Origin of the sequence: Neobacillus sp. GCM10027624, assembly GCF_042675345.1 — a bacterium.
Lineage (GTDB): Bacteria > Bacillota > Bacilli > Bacillales > Cytobacillaceae > Neobacillus > Neobacillus cucumis_D.
Genome location: NZ_JBHTHD010000008.1, coordinates 325,757 through 344,971, shown reverse-complemented (window position 1 = coordinate 344,971; position 19,215 = coordinate 325,757). Strand labels below are relative to the sequence as shown.

Sequence of the window (19,215 nt, the reverse complement as noted above, 5' to 3'; positions counted from 1 at the left end):
GTCAGGTCCAAATTTAATCATTTAAAAGTCATAAATGCTTGTCCACCTCCATAAGATGAAATGAGTAAGATAGGTACAGGGGACTGTTTAGCGTTGCCTTTCGGAAAGGGGTATCTGTGTCCATTCCACGCGGACAAAAATGCTGAAAAGTCCACGGGCGGTGCCTGTCACCATAAATATTTCACACTGGAGGCACTTTCATGAAAAATTTCAAACCACTCATCGTACTAGCGTCTATTCTATTTGCCGTGACTTTGCTTATCCCCGCGGTTCTGGTGTTGCCGTTTGCCCAAGGCGAGGCGAATGGAAAACTGGGTGAGGATCTAACAAAGGCCAAGGCAAAGGAAACTTCGGCCGTGTCTGCAGATTCTGCGGTGGAAGTGTCGGTCTACCGCGCAGCGAAGGAAAAAATTGAAACGGTACCGCTGGAGAATTACCTCGTTGGTGTTGTTGCAGCGGAAATGCCTGCAGATTTCAAGGAAGAGGCGCTTAAAGCTCAGGCTTTAACGGCAAGGACCTATATTGTGGAGAGATTGAGGAGTAAAAAGCCCCTTGGCGTTCCAAAGGGTGCAGAGGTAACGGATACTCAGATGCATCAGGTGTATAAAAGCGATGATGAGCTGAAGAGAGAGTGGGGAATGGATTATTCTTGGAAGAAGAAAAAGGTACTTGAGGCAGTCAGGGCGACTAGCGGCCAGATTATTACATATAAGGGCGAGCCCATCGATGCATCTTTCTTCTCCACTAGTAATGGCTACACGGAAAATTCCGAGGATTATTGGCCGGACGCCTACCCATATCTACGCAGTGTTGCAAGCCCGTGGGATAAAAATTCACCGAAATTTTATAACCAACAGGTGGTCTCTGTAGCGGAATTTCAGGCGAAGCTGGGGGTTACGCTTGGGTCTGGGGCTACGATTGGTAAAATTATTGATCGGACGGCGGGGCATCGTGTTGGGAAGGTTGATTTTAATGGAAAAATTTTAACCGGTAAAGATATCCGTGATAAGTTGGATTTAAAGTCGTCTGATTTTACATGGAGTCGGAAGGGTGACAATATCATTATCGCCACCAAAGGTTTTGGTCACGGTGTCGGGATGAGCCAGTACGGAGCGAACGGAATGGCGGCGGAAGGGAAAAACTATAAGCAGATCGTGAAGCACTATTATCAAGGTGTACAGATTACTTCGGCACAGAATATGTTGGCGACGATTACGGCCGCGAAGTGAGCCAGGCATTTATTTGTCTGGCTTTTTTTGTTGTGGGTAGTGGAGGTGGTTGGTAAAAGGGGAGAACCGGAATGTAAACACGCCAAAGTAGTGGGTAAAGAGTCAAAACCGGTGGGTAAACGGAAATAGGTTGAAGAAGAGGGCTGATCTGGGGAAGGGAACTTACTGAAAATGGTAATTTCCGAAGATGGATACCTGGATTTTTGTAGCCTTAATAATAAGCGGAGGGTAAATAGGCAAAAGTGGTGGGTAAAAGGGGAGAACAGGAATGTAAACACCCCAAAGTATTGGGTAAAGAATCAAAACCGGTGGGTAAACGGAAATAGGTTGAAAAAGGGGATTGATCTGGGGATTGGAACTTACTGAAAATGGTAATTTAGCTTCTAAAAAGGTAATCTTCAAAGAAGGATACCTGGTTTTTAGTAGTCTTAATAATAAGTGGAGGGTAAATAGGCAAAGGTGGTGGGTAAAAGGGGAGAATCGGAATGTAAACTCCCAAAACCGGTGGGTAAACGAAATAAGGGCATTTAGTTTTTTTACCTCACACCCACTGCTAAAAAGCGACACACATCTGTCAAAACAACCTGTCGAATTTTGCAGGAGAACCTACTAATATGGTAGAAATAAATAGAAAAAAGAAAGGACTGGTTAAATTGAATTTAAAGCCTCTAACACTTCCCCCGATGGTAGAAAAAATTGATGCCCTTCTAAGAAGGATTCGTGTTGATCATCCTAAAATGATGAACATTCAAATGGAACGTGAGATAAAAATGAAAGGATACCAGGGACAAAAAGCCCTAGAATTCTATTTAGACCAGCTACCCGAAAAGAAATACGATATCATCAACGACCTCCGCCTCTACGACGGCAAATACTTTTTTCAAATCGACGTCCTGGTCCTATCCGTCTCCTTCTTTCTAGACCTTGAAGCCAAAAATAGGGGAAAGGAGATCATCTTTGAACGAGAATTAGAGCAAGCAACCCTTGTAAGGAACAACCATAGAGAACGTATTGCCAACCCCGTCTTACAGGCAAAAACGCAAGCCAGGAAACTGGGGAAATGGTTACAAGATCAAAATTGCACAGCACCACCCATCCATTACCTTTTTGTCAATAGCAATCAAAAAGCGAAAATAACCTTTGCCTACAATAATCACCCGCTAAATCGCAATGTCTGTAATAGCGAAGGACTTCTTGAGAAAATAGAACAAATGGAAGAATTTGAATTTGAAAAAATGACCCAAAAGGAATTAAGGAAAATTGCCCGTCTTTTACTCGCTCATCATACACCGGAAAACCCCGACATTCTTCAATACTTCGATATTTCCCCAAAGGAAATCTCCACTGGTGTACAATGTCCTTATAAAGAGTGTAAATTCATAGGAATGGAGCGCCGCTATGGGACATGGTGCTGTCCAAAATGCGGAGCACGGTCGAAAGATGCCCATATTCAAGCAATCTCAGACTATTTTCTGCTCATAAAACCTTCTATCACAAATGCAGAACTGTGTGATTTCCTACATATTAATCCAAGACTCGCTTATAAGATTTTATCATCTATGAATTTACCTTTTACCGGAAAGTTTAGGGACCGGGTCTATCACAAACCTGCCCCTACAAGCCCCAGCACCTTCCGCAATCCCGCAAACCTTCCCCTAAACAAAGCACCATGCACAAAATAGAAGCAAACTCCAATCCCAACAAAATCCTTAAAAAGGTCAAAAAACGAGGCAGAACGAGCCGGATTAAAAGATTGATGAATCTCATCGCTGACACCGTAAAGCGCGGCAAACACCGCACAGGCCACATTCAACCGCACACTCAGACCGGATCGGCGCGTCAAAAATGCCAACACTAGTAAAACATACAAAATTGCAAACTCAACCAAGTGCAGCGACTCCTTAATCGTGTTATCGAGGTCCTCCTCGGGCAGGGTGACAAAATGATCCGAAGAAAAACTCGACTGGATCCAAATCACCGCCATATAGGCAAAAGGCAGCAAACGGAGCACCCATTTAAAAAACTTCATAAAAAAATTCCACCTTTCCATGCATAAAAACAAAACCCTTGACAAAAACTAAAAAAATTTTTCCACCCCGTGTATATAATTCTACTTATCTGTTCAGAATGATTGCTGAGGTGATGAAAATGAGAGAGGAAGAAAACAAACGATCTTCTCAGAAAAGCTTTTTCAAAAAGCGTTGGGTATTTCCAGCCATTTATATCGCAAGTGCAGCAATCATTCTGACCGGTGTACTTTGGTACACGAACCTAACCAGTTCAACTAAAGACAACAAAGCCACAGACATCGCTCAGAAAAAATTCAACGAACCATCCGTTGAAGTCAACAAAGCAATGGAAAACTTTAAAATGCCAGTGGCCAATCCTGACACTGCTGTCGTAGAAAAGAAATTCTATGATTTCAAAGCAAGCAAGGAAGAGCAAGTCGCAGCATTAGTTCATTACAACAATCAATACGTTCCAAACACCGGTATCGACATCACGATGAAAAACGGGGAAACATTTGATGTAGTTGCTGCCTTAAGTGGAACAGTTACAAAAGTAAACGAAGATGCTACTTTAGGTAACGTCATTGAAATCGAACATGAAAAAGGGGTAGTAACCCAATATTCATCAGTTAATGACATGAAGGTCAAGGTTGGCGATCAAGTGAAACAAGGCGATGTCATTGCCAAAGCTGGACAAAGCCTATTCAATGAAAAAGCTGGTACCCATGTACACTTTGAAATCCGCAAAGATGATGTTCCAGTTAATCCTGATAACTATTTTAACAAAACGTTAAGCGCGTTACAGGAAGATAACACAACACCAGCAGCGGACACAACAGACAAAGTAACGGAAGATAAAGCTAACAATCAAAAGATCGATGACAGCACGAAAACTCCAGACGATCAAAAGATTGATGACAGCACAAACACGCAAGATGACCAAGGCACATCTTCTGAAGAAGATGGCACACCATCTGACAGCTCTTCCGACACAAATTCATAATAATGGAACTGAGGGGAAAGGGGAATAAACTTTCCTCTTTTTTGTGTTTCTTTTTGAAAAAGGAACCTAGTGCGGCTTCCAAGATGAGTGTAGTCCCTAACATAGCCCCGACCCCTTTTTTCCTTTTTCCATCCCCTAAAAATTGGTCGAGAGCTCCCTTCGATGGTAAAATAATAGAAAAAAGGGGGGAGTATCCGTGAAAAAACTAATCGGGGTGCTGCTGCTGGGATTCGTAATCATCCTTGCCGGCTGCAACAAAGAACCGGCGCCGCAGGACCGATTTGCTGCATACATAAAATTATGGAACCAACAAAAATTTGATCAAATGTATGATTACCTTTCAACGAGCGCGAAAAAGTCGATCTCCAAAGAGGAGTTCACCTCGCGTTATGAGAAAATTTATAAAGACTTGCAAATTACTGACCTCAAAGTCAATTTCAAAAAGCCGAAAGAGGATAAACAGGCAGATGAAGAGAAAGCAACCTATTCTTTTGACGCAAAGATGAATAGTGTAGCTGGTCCAATTTCCTTCACTTACAAGGCTAAGTTGAACAAAGAGGAAAAAGACGATAAGAAGAACTGGTACGTTGACTGGAATACAGGATTCATTTTTCCAAAATTACAGAAGGGCGATAAAATCGGACTCAGCACGACAAGCCCTGAGCGCGGGGAGATTCTTGACCGCAATGGCAATGGGCTCGCGGTAAATGGCGATGTGATTGAAGTCGGTGTCGTTCCTGGCAAGATGGGTGACAAAAAAGCACAGATCGTCGCACAACTGGCGAAGCTGTTAGATATCTCAAAGGAACAGATTGAACAGGATCTTGGGGCAGGCTGGGTGAAGCCGGAGCTGTTTGTACCGCTGAGAAGGATTCCGCTTGATGACCATAAGACAATCAATCAGCTGATGAGCATCCAGTCGGTGGTCACCAAGGATGTGCCGGCACGGATTTATCCATATAAGGAGGCGGCGGCACAGCTGGTTGGCTATGTCGGCGCAATTACCGCGGATGAATTGAAGGAGCTAGAATCGAAGGGCTACACCGCTCAGGACCTCGTTGGAAAGCGCGGCCTCGAGCAGGTGTATGATGAGGAGCTTAAGGGCCAGACGGGCGTGAAGATTACGATTAAGAAGAAGAATGACACAGATGAGGTGCTTGCGGAGAAGCCGGTTAAGAACGGTAAGACGATCAAGCTGACGATTGATGCGGAGCTGCAAGCAAGCATTTATGATGAGATGCAGGGCGATGCGGGGACAGCTGGGGCAATGAACCCGACGACAGGAGAAACACTCGCACTTGTCAGCAGTCCATCGTTTGATCCGAACCAAGCCTCGCTCGGATTCTCAGCTTCCGAGTGGAAGGCGCTGCAGGGCAACAAAAAGATGCCGCTGACGACACGCTTTAAGCAGACCTATGCACCGGGCTCAGTGATGAAGCCGATTACGGCGGCGATTGCGCTTGAGAACAAGGCGATTACACCAGGGCAATCGGTAGCGATCAAAGGGCTGAAATGGCAGAAGAGCAAGTCATGGGGCGGCTATTATGTGACACGCGTTCACGAGGCAAGTCCGGTTAATCTTGAAAAGGCATTTGTTTACTCCGACAATATTTACTTTGCACAAGCAGCACTGAAAACAGGCCGGACAGCGTTTGTGGATGGGCTGAAAAAGTTTGGCTTTGAAAAGGAGCAAGATTATCCGTTTCCATTGGAAAAGCCGACGATTGGCAGTCTTGGCAGTGAAATTTCACTAGCCGATTCAGGCTACGGGCAGGGACAGATTCAGATGAATATCGTGAGCTTGATGGATGCTTATACGCCACTTGTGAACAGTGGTAATATGATCAAGCCGATATTGCTGGCTGGTGATAAGAAGAGCGAGGTGCTGCAGGAGCAGGCGATGACGCCGGATGCGGTGGCAACGATCGCACCGATGTTAAGGAAAGTCGTGACGGACCCAGGCGGAACAGCGCGTGCTGCGAATATTCCGGGCTATCCATTGGCCGGGAAAACCGGGACTGCTGAGATTAAGCAGAAGCAGGGTGAGCTTGGAACGCAAAATGGCTGGTTCATTGCGTACAATCCGAAGAAACCGAATCTGATGATGGCGATGATGATCGAGAACGTCGAGAAGCGCGGCGGCTCACAGGTCCCAGTGAAGAAACTGACGAAGGTCTTTAAGATGTGGAAATAGAGCGAAAACCAGGTGGAAAACTGCCTGGTTTTTTTATTTGAAGATTTATCTAAAGATGGGAATTTGTACCCCCTTCCTACCGGGATGAATTACCCAATTTTTCCCTATTGTCTAGAATAATAAATTGATAACTTTTATAATGAATAAAAAATAGGGAAGTTTTTAACAGTTAAGTAGGTGATTTAGTGGGAATTAATATCCATGCAGCCCATTCCCAGGCCAATAAAATAAGCCATTATGCCTCAACACTTCGTGATGTGCAGCAGCATTTAGTAAGGGCGAGAGGCGATTTAAATAATGGCTGGCAAGCTCAGGAAATGTTGTATGTGAATCAGGCGATCGAGCAAATGAGCCGGGAAATGGCGGCACTCGCTTCAAAATTGGAGGGGATTAGCTCGGATATCAGCTCCGCTGCAGACGGGATCAAGCGGGAAGAAGAAGCGAAAGAGAAGGCAGAAGCAGAGGCGAAAGCAAAAGCTGAAGCGGAGGCAAAGGCGAAGAAAGCACATGATAAAAAGTAAGGGAGGTGGGAACCGTGTCGCGGATTAAAATTCAACCTGATTTTGTAAAAAGCACCGGTGCCAGCCTCGCACCAGATTCCTCAAAATTGTTGGATATAAAGGACGGATTATCCACGCTCATGTTTTCCATCAATTATAAAATCACGGAAAAGAACAACCTTCTCGCAAGGATGGATGGGGCGGTAAAAGAAATAAGTAATCTCGAAAGACAGGTAAAGGCGTTGGAGCAGTTTATTGACCATTCGGCAGAGCAGTATTGGCGGGTGGAAAGGGGATTGACGGAGAAATCGTTTGATGCAATCTCCACGAAGAAAGGGAAGCCGACGTTCCTGGCGATTATTAATTTTTTAAACTCATTTAATAGCAATTTAAGTAAAAGTGACGCTGCCTTGATTGCAACGCAGCTTCTTTCTGTTGCGACAACCGGTGTGCTTTCCCGTAAACTGAAGATCAACTATGTCGGCGGCAAGCCATCCTTCCTCCAGAAAATAAAGGGGGATTATAAATTTAGCGTGAAGGCGGACCCTTCCTGGACAAGCAAAGGACGGTACAGTTCAAAAATTGCCCGGATGATTTATGATTTTTCAAAATCAGATCCTTCTAATCCACTCGTAAAAAAACTTCATAAATTTGTAGCGTCTTATTCGAGCCCATCGGCATTGTTGAAACATGTGGCAGGTTTTCCAAAGAACGTAAATTCAAGGTTAAAGGCAGGAACTCTCTCCTCCACCTTCAAAAATCGAATTACCATTGGCACCAAGGAAGTAGCAGAAGAGGTCTTGAAGGCGAAAGGCTTTCGAGGTGCTGCGAGGAAGATTCCAGTAGTTGGCTGGGGAATCTCAATTGGAGCGAATTTATCGGAAATGTGGAGTGACGATAATATCGGGAAAAGCACTGGCGAAAAATTAGGAAGAACGTCTGCCGGAATTATTGCCGATTTTGGTGCGATTGCCGGAGGCGCTGAGCTTGGGGCAACGATTGGGGCAATCGGCGGCCCAGTAGGAATCATCGTCGGCGGTGCCGTGGGCGGTTTGGTCGGCGGTGTCGGAAGTATTGTATTTGAAAACCAAATTAAGGATGTCGGCGAGAAGCTTGGCGGAGCCGCAGAATCCGGGGCTAAATACCTTGGCAGTAAGATAAACAGTGGATTCAAATCAGTCAAGAGCTGGTTTAACTAAGTACATATCAAATAAAGGTTAGGGTTGGAATATGACACCTGAAACAGTAAGAGTAATTTTAGATCTTGTAGCCTATTATTTTTGTGTCCAAATGTCATTTAGTGCATTGGTATTAGTAATAGGCAGGGTGATCCTGAATCCGTATGAAGCATGGGTTTATGAAAACCCGCAAAATCTATTTCAACGAGTGATTACCTTTTGTATGGTTGCCGTCCTAGGAGTCGGACCGTACCTCAATAAAAAATTTATGAAGTTTTCTTGGATCGTCAGAAAGATCCTACTGCTCATTTCAATCAGTATTTTGTGTGTGGTATGTGTGATTATCTACTATGTAATTAAAAATATATTGGAAATGATTTTTTTATAAGAACGATTTTGTTTCGATAAAAATTAAAGGAATGTGAAACGATGGATTATTTGATGACCTGTACCTCGGAGGAACTGGCCCTGTTGGTTACCATTAACGGGTATCCAAGTGTAGCCAAAACGATTGCGGAAGCTTCCTTTGGGAAAAAAAGCGAAAAAGAATGGCAAGCGATCATGGAAGCGGCCGTCCACCAATTAATCCAGAAACAGCTTTGGGACGAGGAAAAGGATGCAAAAGGCGAGAGCCCGGTAAGCGAGGAAGTTCAACAATTTATTCGCTACTATGTGGAATCGAAATGGATGATTCGCTGCTCGAATCAGAAGAAGTCTAATATTTTGATGCTTCACCATATTGAAGGGACTACGTGGATGACCCATGTGATTGATCGGGACATTATCCATGAATTTGCCTACATCCACCGCGAGGAGATTCCCGCAATTGTCCGGAATTATTATTCTTTTTCCGAGGCGCCGCTCGAAAAAAAGCTTGAGTTTAATCTGACCGACAAGGCGTTTGATTTATTAAGCAAGCCTGGTAAGGAAAAGAAGGTGCGAAAGATGTGCCGCTTTACAGCGGATGAAGAGGAAGGTTTTGAACAGTTTGTGAGCGATTTGCAAGCAGAAGGCTGGTCACTGTTCAATATTTCCTTTTTCCAGCTGGAAGGCCTTGAAGCCGACCCTTACCTTGAAAATATTGTATTCTTTCTTCCTTCGAAACAAGGAATCTGGCTGGTTGAATACAGTGACATTTTAGTTAAACCTGTTCAAATTCAGTTGAGCACCCATGAAGAGTGGTGCGATTTGTTAGATGGCGTAGGGATGGCCGCAGCGAATGTGGAATAAAAGGATAAGTCGATTCATGTTGAAAAATACCTGGAAGCGTTCGTTTATTTAGATAATGACAGATTAGTATAATTTTGGTGCTGTCACTATAAGGAGAGAATGGTTTTGATTTTAACGCTTTTTGATCGGGGCAAGGCTTTCGCACTCGTACTTCCCGAAAAAATTACCGGAAGATATATCCTGACAACTGAAGACAACGCGGGTAATCCGAAAGATTTAATGGCGGTCGAAGCGGAAGCGGGTAAATGGTATGTAAAATCGAATAAATATGCCCATCTGAAAGATTCCGATCCGAAAGCGCTGCTTGAGCCATTCCTGACCTATACTATAGAACGGGACGGCGATTCCTCGGCACTGCTTTATGCGGAGCCATTCAGCGAGGACCGCAACGAGTTTACGAGACATATTGTGACCCGTGACGTGGTGAAGATTGGCCGTGCCAAGGATAATCATATTTGTTTTACGAATCAACTCGTTTCCAGCACACACGCGTTGATAGAATACAGCAGCGACGGACAAGCAAAGCTGCGTGACTTCAACAGTTCAAACGGTACGTATGTGAACGGCGAAAGAATTAGCGAAAAAGTCCTCGCGATTGGCGATGTTATTTCGATCATGGGGTTACGGATTATTTTTAATGGACGTATGCTTTCATTAAATAATCCGCATCAGCTTGTCTTTTTAGACAGGAGCAGTTTTCAGCCGTTTGCGGTGAGCCAGCCGATCGTCGAAGAAGACGACGGGCTCGATGACTTTTTAGTAGAAGAAGAGAATGAAGATTTGTTCTATCGCTCCCCGCGTTTTAAGCGGGAAATTGAGCGGAAAACGATCAAGATTGACCCGCCGCCGCAGCCGCAGGCACCGGATGAGACGCCGCTCATGTTAATGCTTGGCCCTTCGATTACGATGGGGATGGCCTCGCTTGCAACAGGGGTGTTCGCCGTGCTCAATGTAAGGCGGACAAACGGCGATATGATGTACGCGATGCCGACTTTGGTGATGTCGATCAGTATGCTGATCGGGATGATTCTTTGGCCGATTTTAACGAAACAGTATGAAAAGAAACGGCGGATCGCTCAGGAGAAAATCCGTCAGGAAAAATATTTACAATACATAGAAGACATGAAAACAGCGATTGCGGCAGAATGCTCACATCAATGCGAGATTCTCCACGAAAACCATGTGACCCTTGAGAACTGCCTGCAGCGGATTGACCGCCGCGAACGCAATTTGTGGGAGCGGGCCATCGGTCAAAATGATTTCCTACGCGTCCGTGTAGGGCTTGGCGATATCCCGATGGTGGCAGAGATAAAATATCCTGAAAAGAAATTTACCTTAGAGGATGATAATCTCCAAGATGCGTTATACCAGTTGGTCGATGCCCCAAAAATCCTTCCTCAGGTGCCTGTCACCCTGTCGTTCATCGAAGAGCGAGTGAGTGGGATTATCGGTCCTCGAGAAAATGTTATCGATTTCGTCAAGGGGATTATTTTTCAATTAACGGCGTTACATAGCTATGATGAGCTTAAACTTGTGTTTATTTACGATCCAGCGGAGCCGTGGGAGTTTGTGAAATGGCTGCCGCATTTGTGGGACGATGACAAGGCAATCCGCTTTATGGCGACGGATGCCAATGAAATGAAGGAACTTTCTGCTTATTTTGAGAAGGAAATTGCGCTTCGGGAAGAGCATGAGTGGGAGCCCGCACCGCCGCATTATATTGTTTTTTCAATGAATAAGGAGCTCGCTGGTAAAGCGGAAATGGTCAATCAGCTTTTAAAAGCGAAAAAGGACCTTGGTTTCAGCTTGATCACACTCTACGATGAGCTTGAGAAGCTGCCGAAGGAATGCACGAATGTGGTTGAGTTGGATGGTATGACCGGAAAAATCTATGACAAGGATGATCTTTCCGGTAAATATCAAGCGTTTGAGCCCGATATTTATTTCCGGGGGGATGCCGATGAGATTGCGGTCAAGTTGGCCAATATCCAGCTTGCTTCTTCGGTGGAGGCTTACACCTTGCCAGAGATGATGACGTTTTTAGAGATGTTTGGGGTCGGAAAAATTGAACATTTGAACGCGTTGACGCGGTGGAGTGAAAATAATCCAACTCTCACGATGAGGACTCCGATTGGGGTCAACACGCGCGGTGAACGCTTTACGATCGACCTTCATGAAAAATATCACGGTCCGCACGGGCTGATTGCCGGGATGACCGGTTCAGGAAAAAGTGAATTCATTATGACGCTGATTTTATCACTCGCGGTCAATTACCATCCGGACGAAGTGGCATTTATTTTGATCGATTATAAGGGCGGTGGCATGGCGAATGCCTTTTGGAACCTGCCGCATCTCGCCGGAACGATTACCAATCTAGACGGTGCGGCGGTGAAGCGGTCACTGATTTCGATCCAAAGTGAATTGAAGCGGCGTCAGGCTATTTTTAGCGAGACGAGCCGGCGTTTGAACGAGAGCAATATTGATATTTACAAATACCAAAAGCTGTACCGCGAGGGCGTTGTCACGGAGCCTTTGCAGCATTTATTGATGATTTCCGACGAGTTTGCTGAGTTAAAGACGCAGCAGCCGGAATTCATGGAGCAACTAGTCAGTGCGGCGCGGATTGGCCGAAGCTTGGGCGTGCACTTGATTTTAGCAACGCAAAAGCCTTCAGGGGTTGTCGATGATCAGATTTGGAGTAACAGTAAGTTCCGGATCAGCTTGAAGGTGCAGGAGAAGGCCGACAGTATGGAGGTCATAAAGCGCCCGGATGCCGCGGAATTAGCGCAAACCGGCCGTTTCTATCTGCAGGTCGGCTACAATGAGCTGTTTGAACTTGGGCAGTCGGCATGGGCCGGGGCGCCGTATTATCCTGCTGATAAGGTGGAAAGGCGTGTAGAGGACGGGATTGAGGTCATCGACCATTTGGGCCGTGTTGTGAAGAAGGCCCGTCTTGAAAGGGAGCGTCATGTGAAGAACCCTTCTAAGCAAATAGATGAAGTGGTGAACTATCTTGAGGCGCTTGCAGAGCAGGAACGGATTCAGGTGAAGCCGCTCTGGCTTGAGCCGATTCCGGCCGATATTTATGTGGATGAATTGAAGGCGAAGTACGGCTTTGTATCGGGTACCGGTATCAAGTTGAATCCGGTGATTGGCGAATACGATGATCCGGCGAATCAACGGCAGAGTTTGCTTAGAATGCCATTTGAAGGCAATACGGTCGTCTACGGGGTGGCCGGCAGCGGGAAAACGACGCTGTTGACGACCCTCATATACTCGTTGATGGAGGAGCACACGCCGGACGAGGTCAATCTCTATCTCCTCGATTTTGGTTCCGAGACCTTGAGCTGGTACCGCGAGGCGCCGCATGTCGGCGATGTCTTGCTGTCGCATGAAGCGGAGAAGATTGATAACCTCTTTAAGATGCTTGGCGGTGAGATTACTGCTAGGAAGAAAAGATTTGCCGAGTACGGGGGCGATTTCAAGGCCTTTAATAAAATGTCGTCAGAGACCGTTCCTGCAATCGTGGTAGCGATCCATAATTATGCGTCGTTTGCTGAAACGTATGAGCAATATGAAGAAATGTTTTCCTTTTTGACGCGCGAGGGTCTGAAATATGGGGTTTATTTTGTGGTAACGGCCTTAAATACAGGGGCTTTAAGGTACCGCCTGTTGCAGAACTTTAAGCAATTGTATGTGCTGCAGCTGAATGATACTTCCGAATATTCAGGGGTACTGGGTCATGTTGACGGGGTGTATCCTTCAAAGTTTAAAGGCCGGGGGATTTTTAAAAGTGATGCTGTTTATGAATTCCAGGTGGCACAAATTGGGCGCGCTTCGACCGATATGTATCGCTTTGTGACGGAGTATTGCCGGAGTTATCAGTGGCAGGGCGCTCGGGCGTATCGGGTGCCGCTACTGCCGGAGAAGGTGGATGTTCACTACTTAGCTGATTTGCATGGCGTATCGGGTGTGCCAATTGGTGTGGAAAAAGGGTCTCTGGCAGTTGCCGGATATGATTTTGATGCTTCGTTTGTGAATTTTGTATCGGCAGTGAATGTGGATGATTGCTCTGGGTTTATGCAGGGTCTTGCGGAGGTTGTGTCGCGCGATGCGGCCGGTGAGGTCATGGTTCTCGATGCTGGGGCAGGCTTTGCTGCCGACCTTAATAGCGGGTACCAATATGTCGTTGAGCCGGAACGACTAGAAGAGATGGTTGTTCATTTGTTTAATACGCTGGTGTATCGCAATAACACAACGAAGGATGCCATTTCAGAGGGTGTGGAACCTCCAGTATTTGAGAAAATTACTTGTTTGGTGAATTCGTTAAGCGAGTTAATGGCAGAGCTGTCGGAGGATGGCAAGGATAAGTTGAAGGTCTTTTTAGAAAAAGGCAATGGCCTGAACGTGACGATGATCATCGCTGATGCGGCGGATAAAATCAGCCCGATGATGTATGACGCGTGGTTCCAAAAACAGGTGTCGCTGAATCAAGCGATTTGGGTCGGCAATGGGATTGCCGAGCAATATGTCTTTAAGATTGGCAAAATCACGAACGACCTGTATGGGGAGCTGCCGGAGGGCTTTGGCTATGTGATCCAGAAGGGCAAAGTGAAGCAGGTAAAACTCGTGACGGCCGCGGCGGTTCGCGAAGAGGGGGCGGTGCAATATGCATAAGATTTTAGTCGAGGTTTATAACCCCGCCGCCTCACGCTCCTTTGATGTGTTTATCCCGGTAAAAAGTAAGCTGTATGAGGTTTTGATGCTGTTATCGAATGCGGTTTCGGAGTTATCTCAGGGCTATTATAAGGCATCTGAACAAACGATTCTTTGTGACCGGAAAACGGGGAATGTTTTGGACTTAGGCAGGACGGTTGAGGAGCTTGGCTTGAAGAATGGCGCGAAGTTGATGCTGCTGTGATGTAGGTTGGAAGCGTTAATGGTGTTTGGCGGTGTCTAACTGGCGGAAGGCGTTATGTAACTAGCGGAAGGTGTGACGTAACTGGCGGAAGGCACAACATAACTGGCGGATGCGAGCCTATAACTATCGTATAGCCAATAACCGGCACTTTAAAGGAGGTGAACAAACATGGCAAGATCGATTATGGTAGATCCGGCTAAGCTGGAAGATGCAGCAAATAAGATTGACCAGCAATCAGCTGAATACGAAAGACTTTATAAAGCACTTTTTCAAGAAGTGGACGGAATGCAGGCTGCTTGGCAAGGGCAGGATAACGTTGCATATACGACCCAAATCAAGGGATTTACGGATGATTTCCAAAAAATGACTCAGCTCATGAGACAATACTCCGACTTCCTAAAAGTTAGCGCAAAAACTTATAGAAACACCCAGCAAGATATCATTTCTGGAGCGAAACGTCTGACAAACTAATAAATAGATTGCTAGGAAAGAGAGGTGGAACCCATGACAATTGAAGGAATTAAAATTGGTCTTAATGAGGTCACCAGTACCGCCAGCCAAATCCGCACGTTAAACCACAACTTAACAGCGAGACTGGATGAAATCAAAAAAGAAATGAACGCCCTAGGCAATACGTGGAACAGTGATGCGTCCAACACCATCAGAAACAACTTCAACGCACTACTGCCCAAATTCGATAACTTCCGCGAAATCGTCGAAAGCTACTCAAAATTCTTAGACCAAACCGTAAACTCATATGACAGCACAGAAACAGCCATCAACAACAACGCCAGCGCATTCAAATAAGCCGCAATATAGGTATGTGAAACAAGAAAATTCGGGTGGTGCCTGGCACCTGTCGAATTTTGTCAGGCACCACAAACAGGGAGGGGAGTTTAGATGATTAGCAATTTGGATCTTAAGCTAGAGGATTATGGGTTTTCGAAGTATTTTTATTTTCCGGTTCCACAGGGGATGGAGTTGGATGCTGAGTTGGTGGCGGACCGGGCGGAGACGGATTTGTTGACGAATAATAAGATGCGGATTTCGGGGCTGCTGCCGTTTGGTGTGGTGAAGAAGGATGGGGCTGTTGCGCTGCGTTATGATATGATTTCCCAGGTCAATTTGGAGCAGCTATTCTCCAGTACGTTAACGAAGGAGCAGTTGGCGTCTAATCTTTTAAAGATGATAGAAGGCCTGGAGGACCTCGAAAAACACGGCCTCAATCTTGAGAAAATCCTGCTCAACAAGAAATATATCTTCCTTGATGACTTTTCAAATAGATTAGTATTTTTGTACGTTCCGGTGAAAGTTAATGTTTTTGAAAAGGTATCAATGAACGAGTTTCTTAAAACGTTGATTGCCGAGACCCCGTATGATGAAGCAGATGATTTGTTATTTTTTATCAAGCTCCACAATTATCTAGTCAAAAATGCTGACCTTCATTTACCGGATTTTAAAGAAAAGCTGAAGGAGTTTGCCGCGGTTGGTACGGGCCCAGCGACGGATTCGGGCAAGGCGGTTCCACAGGGGCATTTTTATAGTCCAAGCCAGGGGAACGTTATCAGTGAAGCGGCTGCCGCAGTGGAAGAGGGTACGACGGTTTTAGGTGCGGTCAACATTCAGGAAGAAGAGGGCACCACGGCATTAGGGGTTAGCCAGCATTCTCTTCCAAGGCCGTTTTTATTCGAAGCAGCTACAGGGGAAAAGATCTTTCTGAGGAAGGATGTTTTTAAGCTGGGCAGGGATCCTGAGCAGGTGGATTTTATTGCGAAAAATAAAGTGGTCGGCCGGGTTCATGCCGAGATCTTTACGGTGGATGGGGAATATTTCCTTGTGGACAAACAGTCTCGAAATGGCAGCTACTTAAACGGGGTAAGGCTCGTGCAAAATAGTAAAACCAAGCTTAAGCATGAAGATAAAATTAAGCTAGCAAACGAAGAGTTTGTTTTTAGATTGTTTTAATAGAGCCTTTTGATTGGGGATGAGACTAGGGAAGATAAGCTTTCATTGCCCGTGAGAGAGGGTTTTCTTTGAAAAAGGTAAAAGAAAGCTGTTTTCATTGCCCGCGAGAGAGTGTTTTTTCTAAAAGAAGTAAAAGAAAGTCCTTTTCTTTACCCGATAGAGGGGATTTTCCATGAAAAGGGGAAAAGAAAGGCGGCTGTGAGGTGTAATTTTACACTCGTGCACCACCATCAAAGTTTCAAAAAAAATGAGGTTTGAAATATGACCATTTTAACAGCATTCCATACGGATGTGGGAATTAAAAAGAAAACCAATCAGGATGGGTTATTACTCAAAACAGCCCGGACACCAAAAGGACAGGTCGGCCTGTTCGTGGTCTGTGACGGCATGGGGGGCCTGGCCCAGGGAGAACTCGCCAGCGCAACCGTCATCAGGGGGATGGCCGATTGGTTTGACTCCGAGATGCCAAACATCGCTCAATCTCAGCGTATTGAGGAAGATATCCGCAAGGAATTAGAGGCATGTATTAAGCAATTAAATGAAAAAATCCTGAGCTACGGGGAATCGGAAAAGGTAACCTTAGGAACTACTGTGACGGCACTGCTCATTGTTCACAACAAATACTACATCGTCCACATTGGTGACAGCAGAGTCTATCAAATTTCAAGTACCTTGACGCAATTAACGACAGATCAAACGTTGGTCGCAAGAGAAGTGGCCCGCGGCAATCTGACGGAGGAGCAGGCAAAATTAGATCCGCGCCGAAATGTGTTGCTGCAATGCGTTGGGGCGACGATGGATATTGAGATTGCTTTCTCTTCGGGGGAACTTAAGGAAAATACGGTATTTATGTTGTGCTCAGATGGATTTTATCATCAGATTTCAGAGGAAGAGCTGGCGGAGAATTTTCATCCACCCAAGCTGATGGATGAAGTGCAGATGAAGGAAAAGGTAATCGAGTTAGTCGAGTTAGTGAAGGCACGAAAAGAAGTCGATAACATTTCGGTTGTGGTGGCAAAAGTGGTATAAGCTACGGGGGGGTTTTTCTTGATACAGATTGGAACAGTAATCGATGGTCGCTATGAAATATTAAAAGAGATCGGCCGGGGCGGGATGAGTATCGTCTACCTTGCCATGGATAACCGCCTCAATAAATCCTTGGTCGTAAAAGATATCCGCAAGCGTGAGCCGAGCAACAACGAACTGCTCATCAACAGCTTGATTATCGAAGCCAACATGCTGAAGAAACTCGACCACGGGGCCTTGCCGAAAATCTATGACATTATCGATGCAAAAGGTGACATCTATGTTGTTATGGACTACATCGAAGGCGAGTCGCTAAAGGAAAAACTGAAACGAGAAGAAACGATTCCCGCGGACAAAGTCATTGAATGGGCAAAGCAGCTCGGTGAAGTTTTAGAGTACTTACATACGAGAAAACCCCACCCGATTATTTACAGGGATATGAAACCAGACAATATCATGCTCACCCCAGAAGGCAAAATCAAGCTTGTCGACTTCGGGATTGCCCGGGAGTTTAAGGCGGAAAGCACAACCGATACGACCAATCTCGGCACGAAATCCTATGCCGCGCCAGAGCAGCTTTCCGGAAAGCAAACGGATGCCAGAACCGATATCTATAGTTTAGGAGTTACCTTATATCATCTCGTCACTGGAAAAAGCATCAATGAACCGCCCTTTGAACTGAAGCCGATCCGCCACTGGGATGCGTCCCTGCCGGAAGGGCTCGAACATATCATCAATAAGTGCACCCAGTCTGAGCCGGATAACCGTTATCAAAGCAGTAGTGAGCTATTATATGATCTTTACAATATTAACAAGTTGACGGAAGGATACAAGCAAAAGCTGCGGAAAAAATTGTCGGTGTATCTGGTCCCTGTCATACTGTTTTTTATTTTTACAACAACCGCTGTTGCGGGGTTTCAGGGCATCAAAAATACAGAGTTCCAGGATTATATGAAACTAGTAAATGAGGCAGGCGTCGCGCATATGAATCGCGACGATCAAAAAGCTCTCGCTTTATTAGATAAGGCGATTACTGCCGTCGATAAAAAGCGGCCGGAGGCTTATATCAGTTTGCTGGATTTATTTATTAGCCGCAATGAAACCGATGACGGCCTTGGAAAAATTGAGACTTATATCGAAGATGAATATGGAAATATCCAGAAAAACAGTGAGCTCCGCTTCAAGATGGGGATGACGTATTTTGATTTGAAGCATAATTATCCGGAGGCGCTGAAGCATTTTAATCATGTTGATCCCGAGGAAATCCCTGATGTGCAATACTATGAAACGATTGCCACGCAGGCGAGCTCGATGAATATAGATTATAAAAGGTTTGCCAACAACTTGAAGAAGTTTGAAAAATTTAATGATGGGCTTGCGAATGACCGGAAAAAGGTCGATAACTATAAATCCTTAGCCGGAATTTATATTTCCTATAAGGGGCAGTTGGCCGAGGCCAATACGAAAACGATTGAAATTATCAATAAAGCGGACAAGGTCCTCAAAACCATTGGTGATGAAAAATTGCAATCCCAGTATGAAGAGGATTTTAAAAGTAAACTGGGGCAGGCCTATTACAGCAGGGGCGTGAATTTGCAGGCAAGAGCGGATCTGGAACAGGCCATCAATTATTATCAAGAACTGAAGGCTTTGGATGAGCAAAACAAACCGGAAGTGGAGACGAAAATTGGTGTAATTTATCAAGATATGGATGATCCGGATATGGCCGTCCAGACGCTGCGGGATACAATCGAACATTACCCGAAATACCTCGATGCGTATATGAAACTAGCAGATGTATTGCTGGATATCGAACAAGCCAAGCCGGAGGGCAAGCGTAATTTTAAGCAGGCCAAGCAAGTCTATGAAAAAGTGAGTAAGCTTGCCGGTGCGAAGGGCGATGCTGATTTTAAAAAGCTGACAGGGCGGCTTGTGACACTCGGTCTTAAGTAGAAAGGGG

General features: G+C 45.4%; 16 protein-coding genes. 15 read left to right on the top strand and 1 reads right to left on the bottom strand.

Annotation, left to right across the window (positions count from 1 at the left end; genetic code table 11):
* Positions 1 to 200: 200 nt before the first annotated feature.
* Both spoIID and ACFQZ9_RS12845 read left to right on the top strand, forming a co-directional pair.
* Positions 201 to 1,229, top strand: a complete 1,029-nt coding sequence (gene spoIID, locus ACFQZ9_RS12850) for a stage II sporulation protein D (protein ID WP_498944107.1) — start codon at positions 201 to 203, stop codon at positions 1,227 to 1,229.
* A gap of 614 nt (positions 1,230 to 1,843) precedes the next feature.
* Positions 1,844 to 2,911, top strand: a complete 1,068-nt coding sequence (locus ACFQZ9_RS12845; RefSeq protein WP_498944106.1) for a nuclease-related domain-containing protein — start codon at positions 1,844 to 1,846, stop codon at positions 2,909 to 2,911.
* Here the strand turns inward: ACFQZ9_RS12845 and ACFQZ9_RS12840 are convergent.
* Entirely contained in the window at positions 2,830 to 3,258 is a 429-nt protein-coding gene (locus tag ACFQZ9_RS12840) for a VanZ family protein (protein WP_498944105.1), read from the bottom strand. The genes ACFQZ9_RS12845 and ACFQZ9_RS12840 overlap by 82 nt on opposite strands.
* Positions 3,259 to 3,377: 119 nt before the next feature.
* Between ACFQZ9_RS12840 and spoIIQ the strand changes: the two genes are divergently transcribed.
* From spoIIQ to ACFQZ9_RS12775, 13 genes are all read left to right on the top strand, one after another.
* Positions 3,378 to 4,241, top strand: a complete 864-nt coding sequence (gene spoIIQ / locus ACFQZ9_RS12835) for a M23 family metallopeptidase (protein WP_498944104.1) — start codon at positions 3,378 to 3,380, stop codon at positions 4,239 to 4,241.
* A gap of 196 nt (positions 4,242 to 4,437) precedes the next feature.
* Positions 4,438 to 6,435, top strand: coding sequence for a penicillin-binding transpeptidase domain-containing protein (locus ACFQZ9_RS12830; protein ID WP_498944103.1), 1,998 nt, complete (start codon positions 4,438 to 4,440; stop codon positions 6,433 to 6,435).
* A gap of 185 nt (positions 6,436 to 6,620) precedes the next feature.
* On the top strand, positions 6,621 to 6,956 hold the full coding sequence (locus tag ACFQZ9_RS12825) for a hypothetical protein (protein ID WP_498944102.1): 336 nt from the start codon (positions 6,621 to 6,623) through the stop codon (positions 6,954 to 6,956).
* A gap of 14 nt (positions 6,957 to 6,970) precedes the next feature.
* Positions 6,971 to 8,134 (top strand): hypothetical protein, encoded by a 1,164-nt coding sequence (locus ACFQZ9_RS12820; protein ID WP_498944101.1) that lies wholly within the window; start codon positions 6,971 to 6,973, stop codon positions 8,132 to 8,134.
* Positions 8,135 to 8,165: 31 nt separating this feature from the next.
* The gene (locus ACFQZ9_RS12815) at positions 8,166 to 8,501 is read left to right on the top strand and encodes a hypothetical protein (protein WP_498944100.1); all 336 of its coding nucleotides are present in this window, start codon (positions 8,166 to 8,168) and stop codon (positions 8,499 to 8,501) included.
* Between the two features lie 41 nt (positions 8,502 to 8,542).
* On the top strand, positions 8,543 to 9,343 hold the full coding sequence (locus ACFQZ9_RS12810) for a YfjC family protein (RefSeq protein WP_498944099.1): 801 nt from the start codon (positions 8,543 to 8,545) through the stop codon (positions 9,341 to 9,343).
* 105 nt (positions 9,344 to 9,448) lie between these two features.
* Positions 9,449 to 14,020 (top strand): type VII secretion protein EssC, encoded by a 4,572-nt coding sequence (essC, locus tag ACFQZ9_RS12805; protein ID WP_498944098.1) that lies wholly within the window; start codon positions 9,449 to 9,451, stop codon positions 14,018 to 14,020.
* The gene (locus ACFQZ9_RS12800) at positions 14,013 to 14,264 is read left to right on the top strand and encodes a ubiquitin family protein (protein ID WP_198310831.1); all 252 of its coding nucleotides are present in this window, start codon (positions 14,013 to 14,015) and stop codon (positions 14,262 to 14,264) included. Before essC ends, ACFQZ9_RS12800 begins: the two co-directional genes overlap by 8 nt.
* Positions 14,265 to 14,432: 168 nt before the next feature.
* Positions 14,433 to 14,735, top strand: coding sequence for a WXG100 family type VII secretion target (locus tag ACFQZ9_RS12795; protein ID WP_026572740.1), 303 nt, complete (start codon positions 14,433 to 14,435; stop codon positions 14,733 to 14,735).
* 33 nt (positions 14,736 to 14,768) lie between these two features.
* The gene (locus ACFQZ9_RS12790) at positions 14,769 to 15,071 is read left to right on the top strand and encodes a pore-forming ESAT-6 family protein (protein ID WP_198310830.1); all 303 of its coding nucleotides are present in this window, start codon (positions 14,769 to 14,771) and stop codon (positions 15,069 to 15,071) included.
* A 93-nt stretch (positions 15,072 to 15,164) separates the two neighbouring features.
* Complete coding sequence (locus ACFQZ9_RS12785) at positions 15,165 to 16,229, top strand: DUF6382 and FHA domain-containing protein (RefSeq protein ID WP_498944097.1); 1,065 nt, start codon at positions 15,165 to 15,167, stop codon at positions 16,227 to 16,229.
* A gap of 261 nt (positions 16,230 to 16,490) precedes the next feature.
* On the top strand, positions 16,491 to 17,258 hold the full coding sequence (locus ACFQZ9_RS12780; protein ID WP_498944096.1) for a PP2C family protein-serine/threonine phosphatase: 768 nt from the start codon (positions 16,491 to 16,493) through the stop codon (positions 17,256 to 17,258).
* An 18-nt stretch (positions 17,259 to 17,276) separates the two neighbouring features.
* Positions 17,277 to 19,208, top strand: a complete 1,932-nt coding sequence (locus ACFQZ9_RS12775) for a protein kinase domain-containing protein (protein ID WP_498944095.1) — start codon at positions 17,277 to 17,279, stop codon at positions 19,206 to 19,208.
* The last annotated feature ends 7 nt before the right edge of the window (positions 19,209 to 19,215 follow it).

What these genes read in the sequence shown, in the direction of transcription:
- ACFQZ9_RS12790 (WP_198310830.1), top strand. Translation starts at nt 14,769, where the DNA reads ATGACAATTGAAGGAATTAAAATTGGTCTTAATGAGGTCACCAGTACC.
- ACFQZ9_RS12800 (WP_198310831.1), top strand. Translation starts at nt 14,013, where the DNA reads ATGCATAAGATTTTAGTCGAGGTTTATAACCCCGCCGCCTCACGCTCC.
- spoIIQ (WP_498944104.1), top strand. Translation starts at nt 3,378, where the DNA reads ATGAGAGAGGAAGAAAACAAACGATCTTCTCAGAAAAGCTTTTTCAAA.
- ACFQZ9_RS12780 (WP_498944096.1), top strand. Translation starts at nt 16,491, where the DNA reads ATGACCATTTTAACAGCATTCCATACGGATGTGGGAATTAAAAAGAAA.
- ACFQZ9_RS12785 (WP_498944097.1), top strand. Translation starts at nt 15,165, where the DNA reads ATGATTAGCAATTTGGATCTTAAGCTAGAGGATTATGGGTTTTCGAAG.
- ACFQZ9_RS12815 (WP_498944100.1), top strand. Translation starts at nt 8,166, where the DNA reads ATGACACCTGAAACAGTAAGAGTAATTTTAGATCTTGTAGCCTATTAT.
- ACFQZ9_RS12840 (WP_498944105.1), bottom strand. Translation starts at nt 3,258, where the DNA reads ATGAAGTTTTTTAAATGGGTGCTCCGTTTGCTGCCTTTTGCCTATATG.
- ACFQZ9_RS12795 (WP_026572740.1), top strand. Translation starts at nt 14,433, where the DNA reads ATGGCAAGATCGATTATGGTAGATCCGGCTAAGCTGGAAGATGCAGCA.
- ACFQZ9_RS12845 (WP_498944106.1), top strand. Translation starts at nt 1,844, where the DNA reads ATGGTAGAAATAAATAGAAAAAAGAAAGGACTGGTTAAATTGAATTTA.
- ACFQZ9_RS12810 (WP_498944099.1), top strand. Translation starts at nt 8,543, where the DNA reads ATGGATTATTTGATGACCTGTACCTCGGAGGAACTGGCCCTGTTGGTT.
- spoIID (WP_498944107.1), top strand. Translation starts at nt 201, where the DNA reads ATGAAAAATTTCAAACCACTCATCGTACTAGCGTCTATTCTATTTGCC.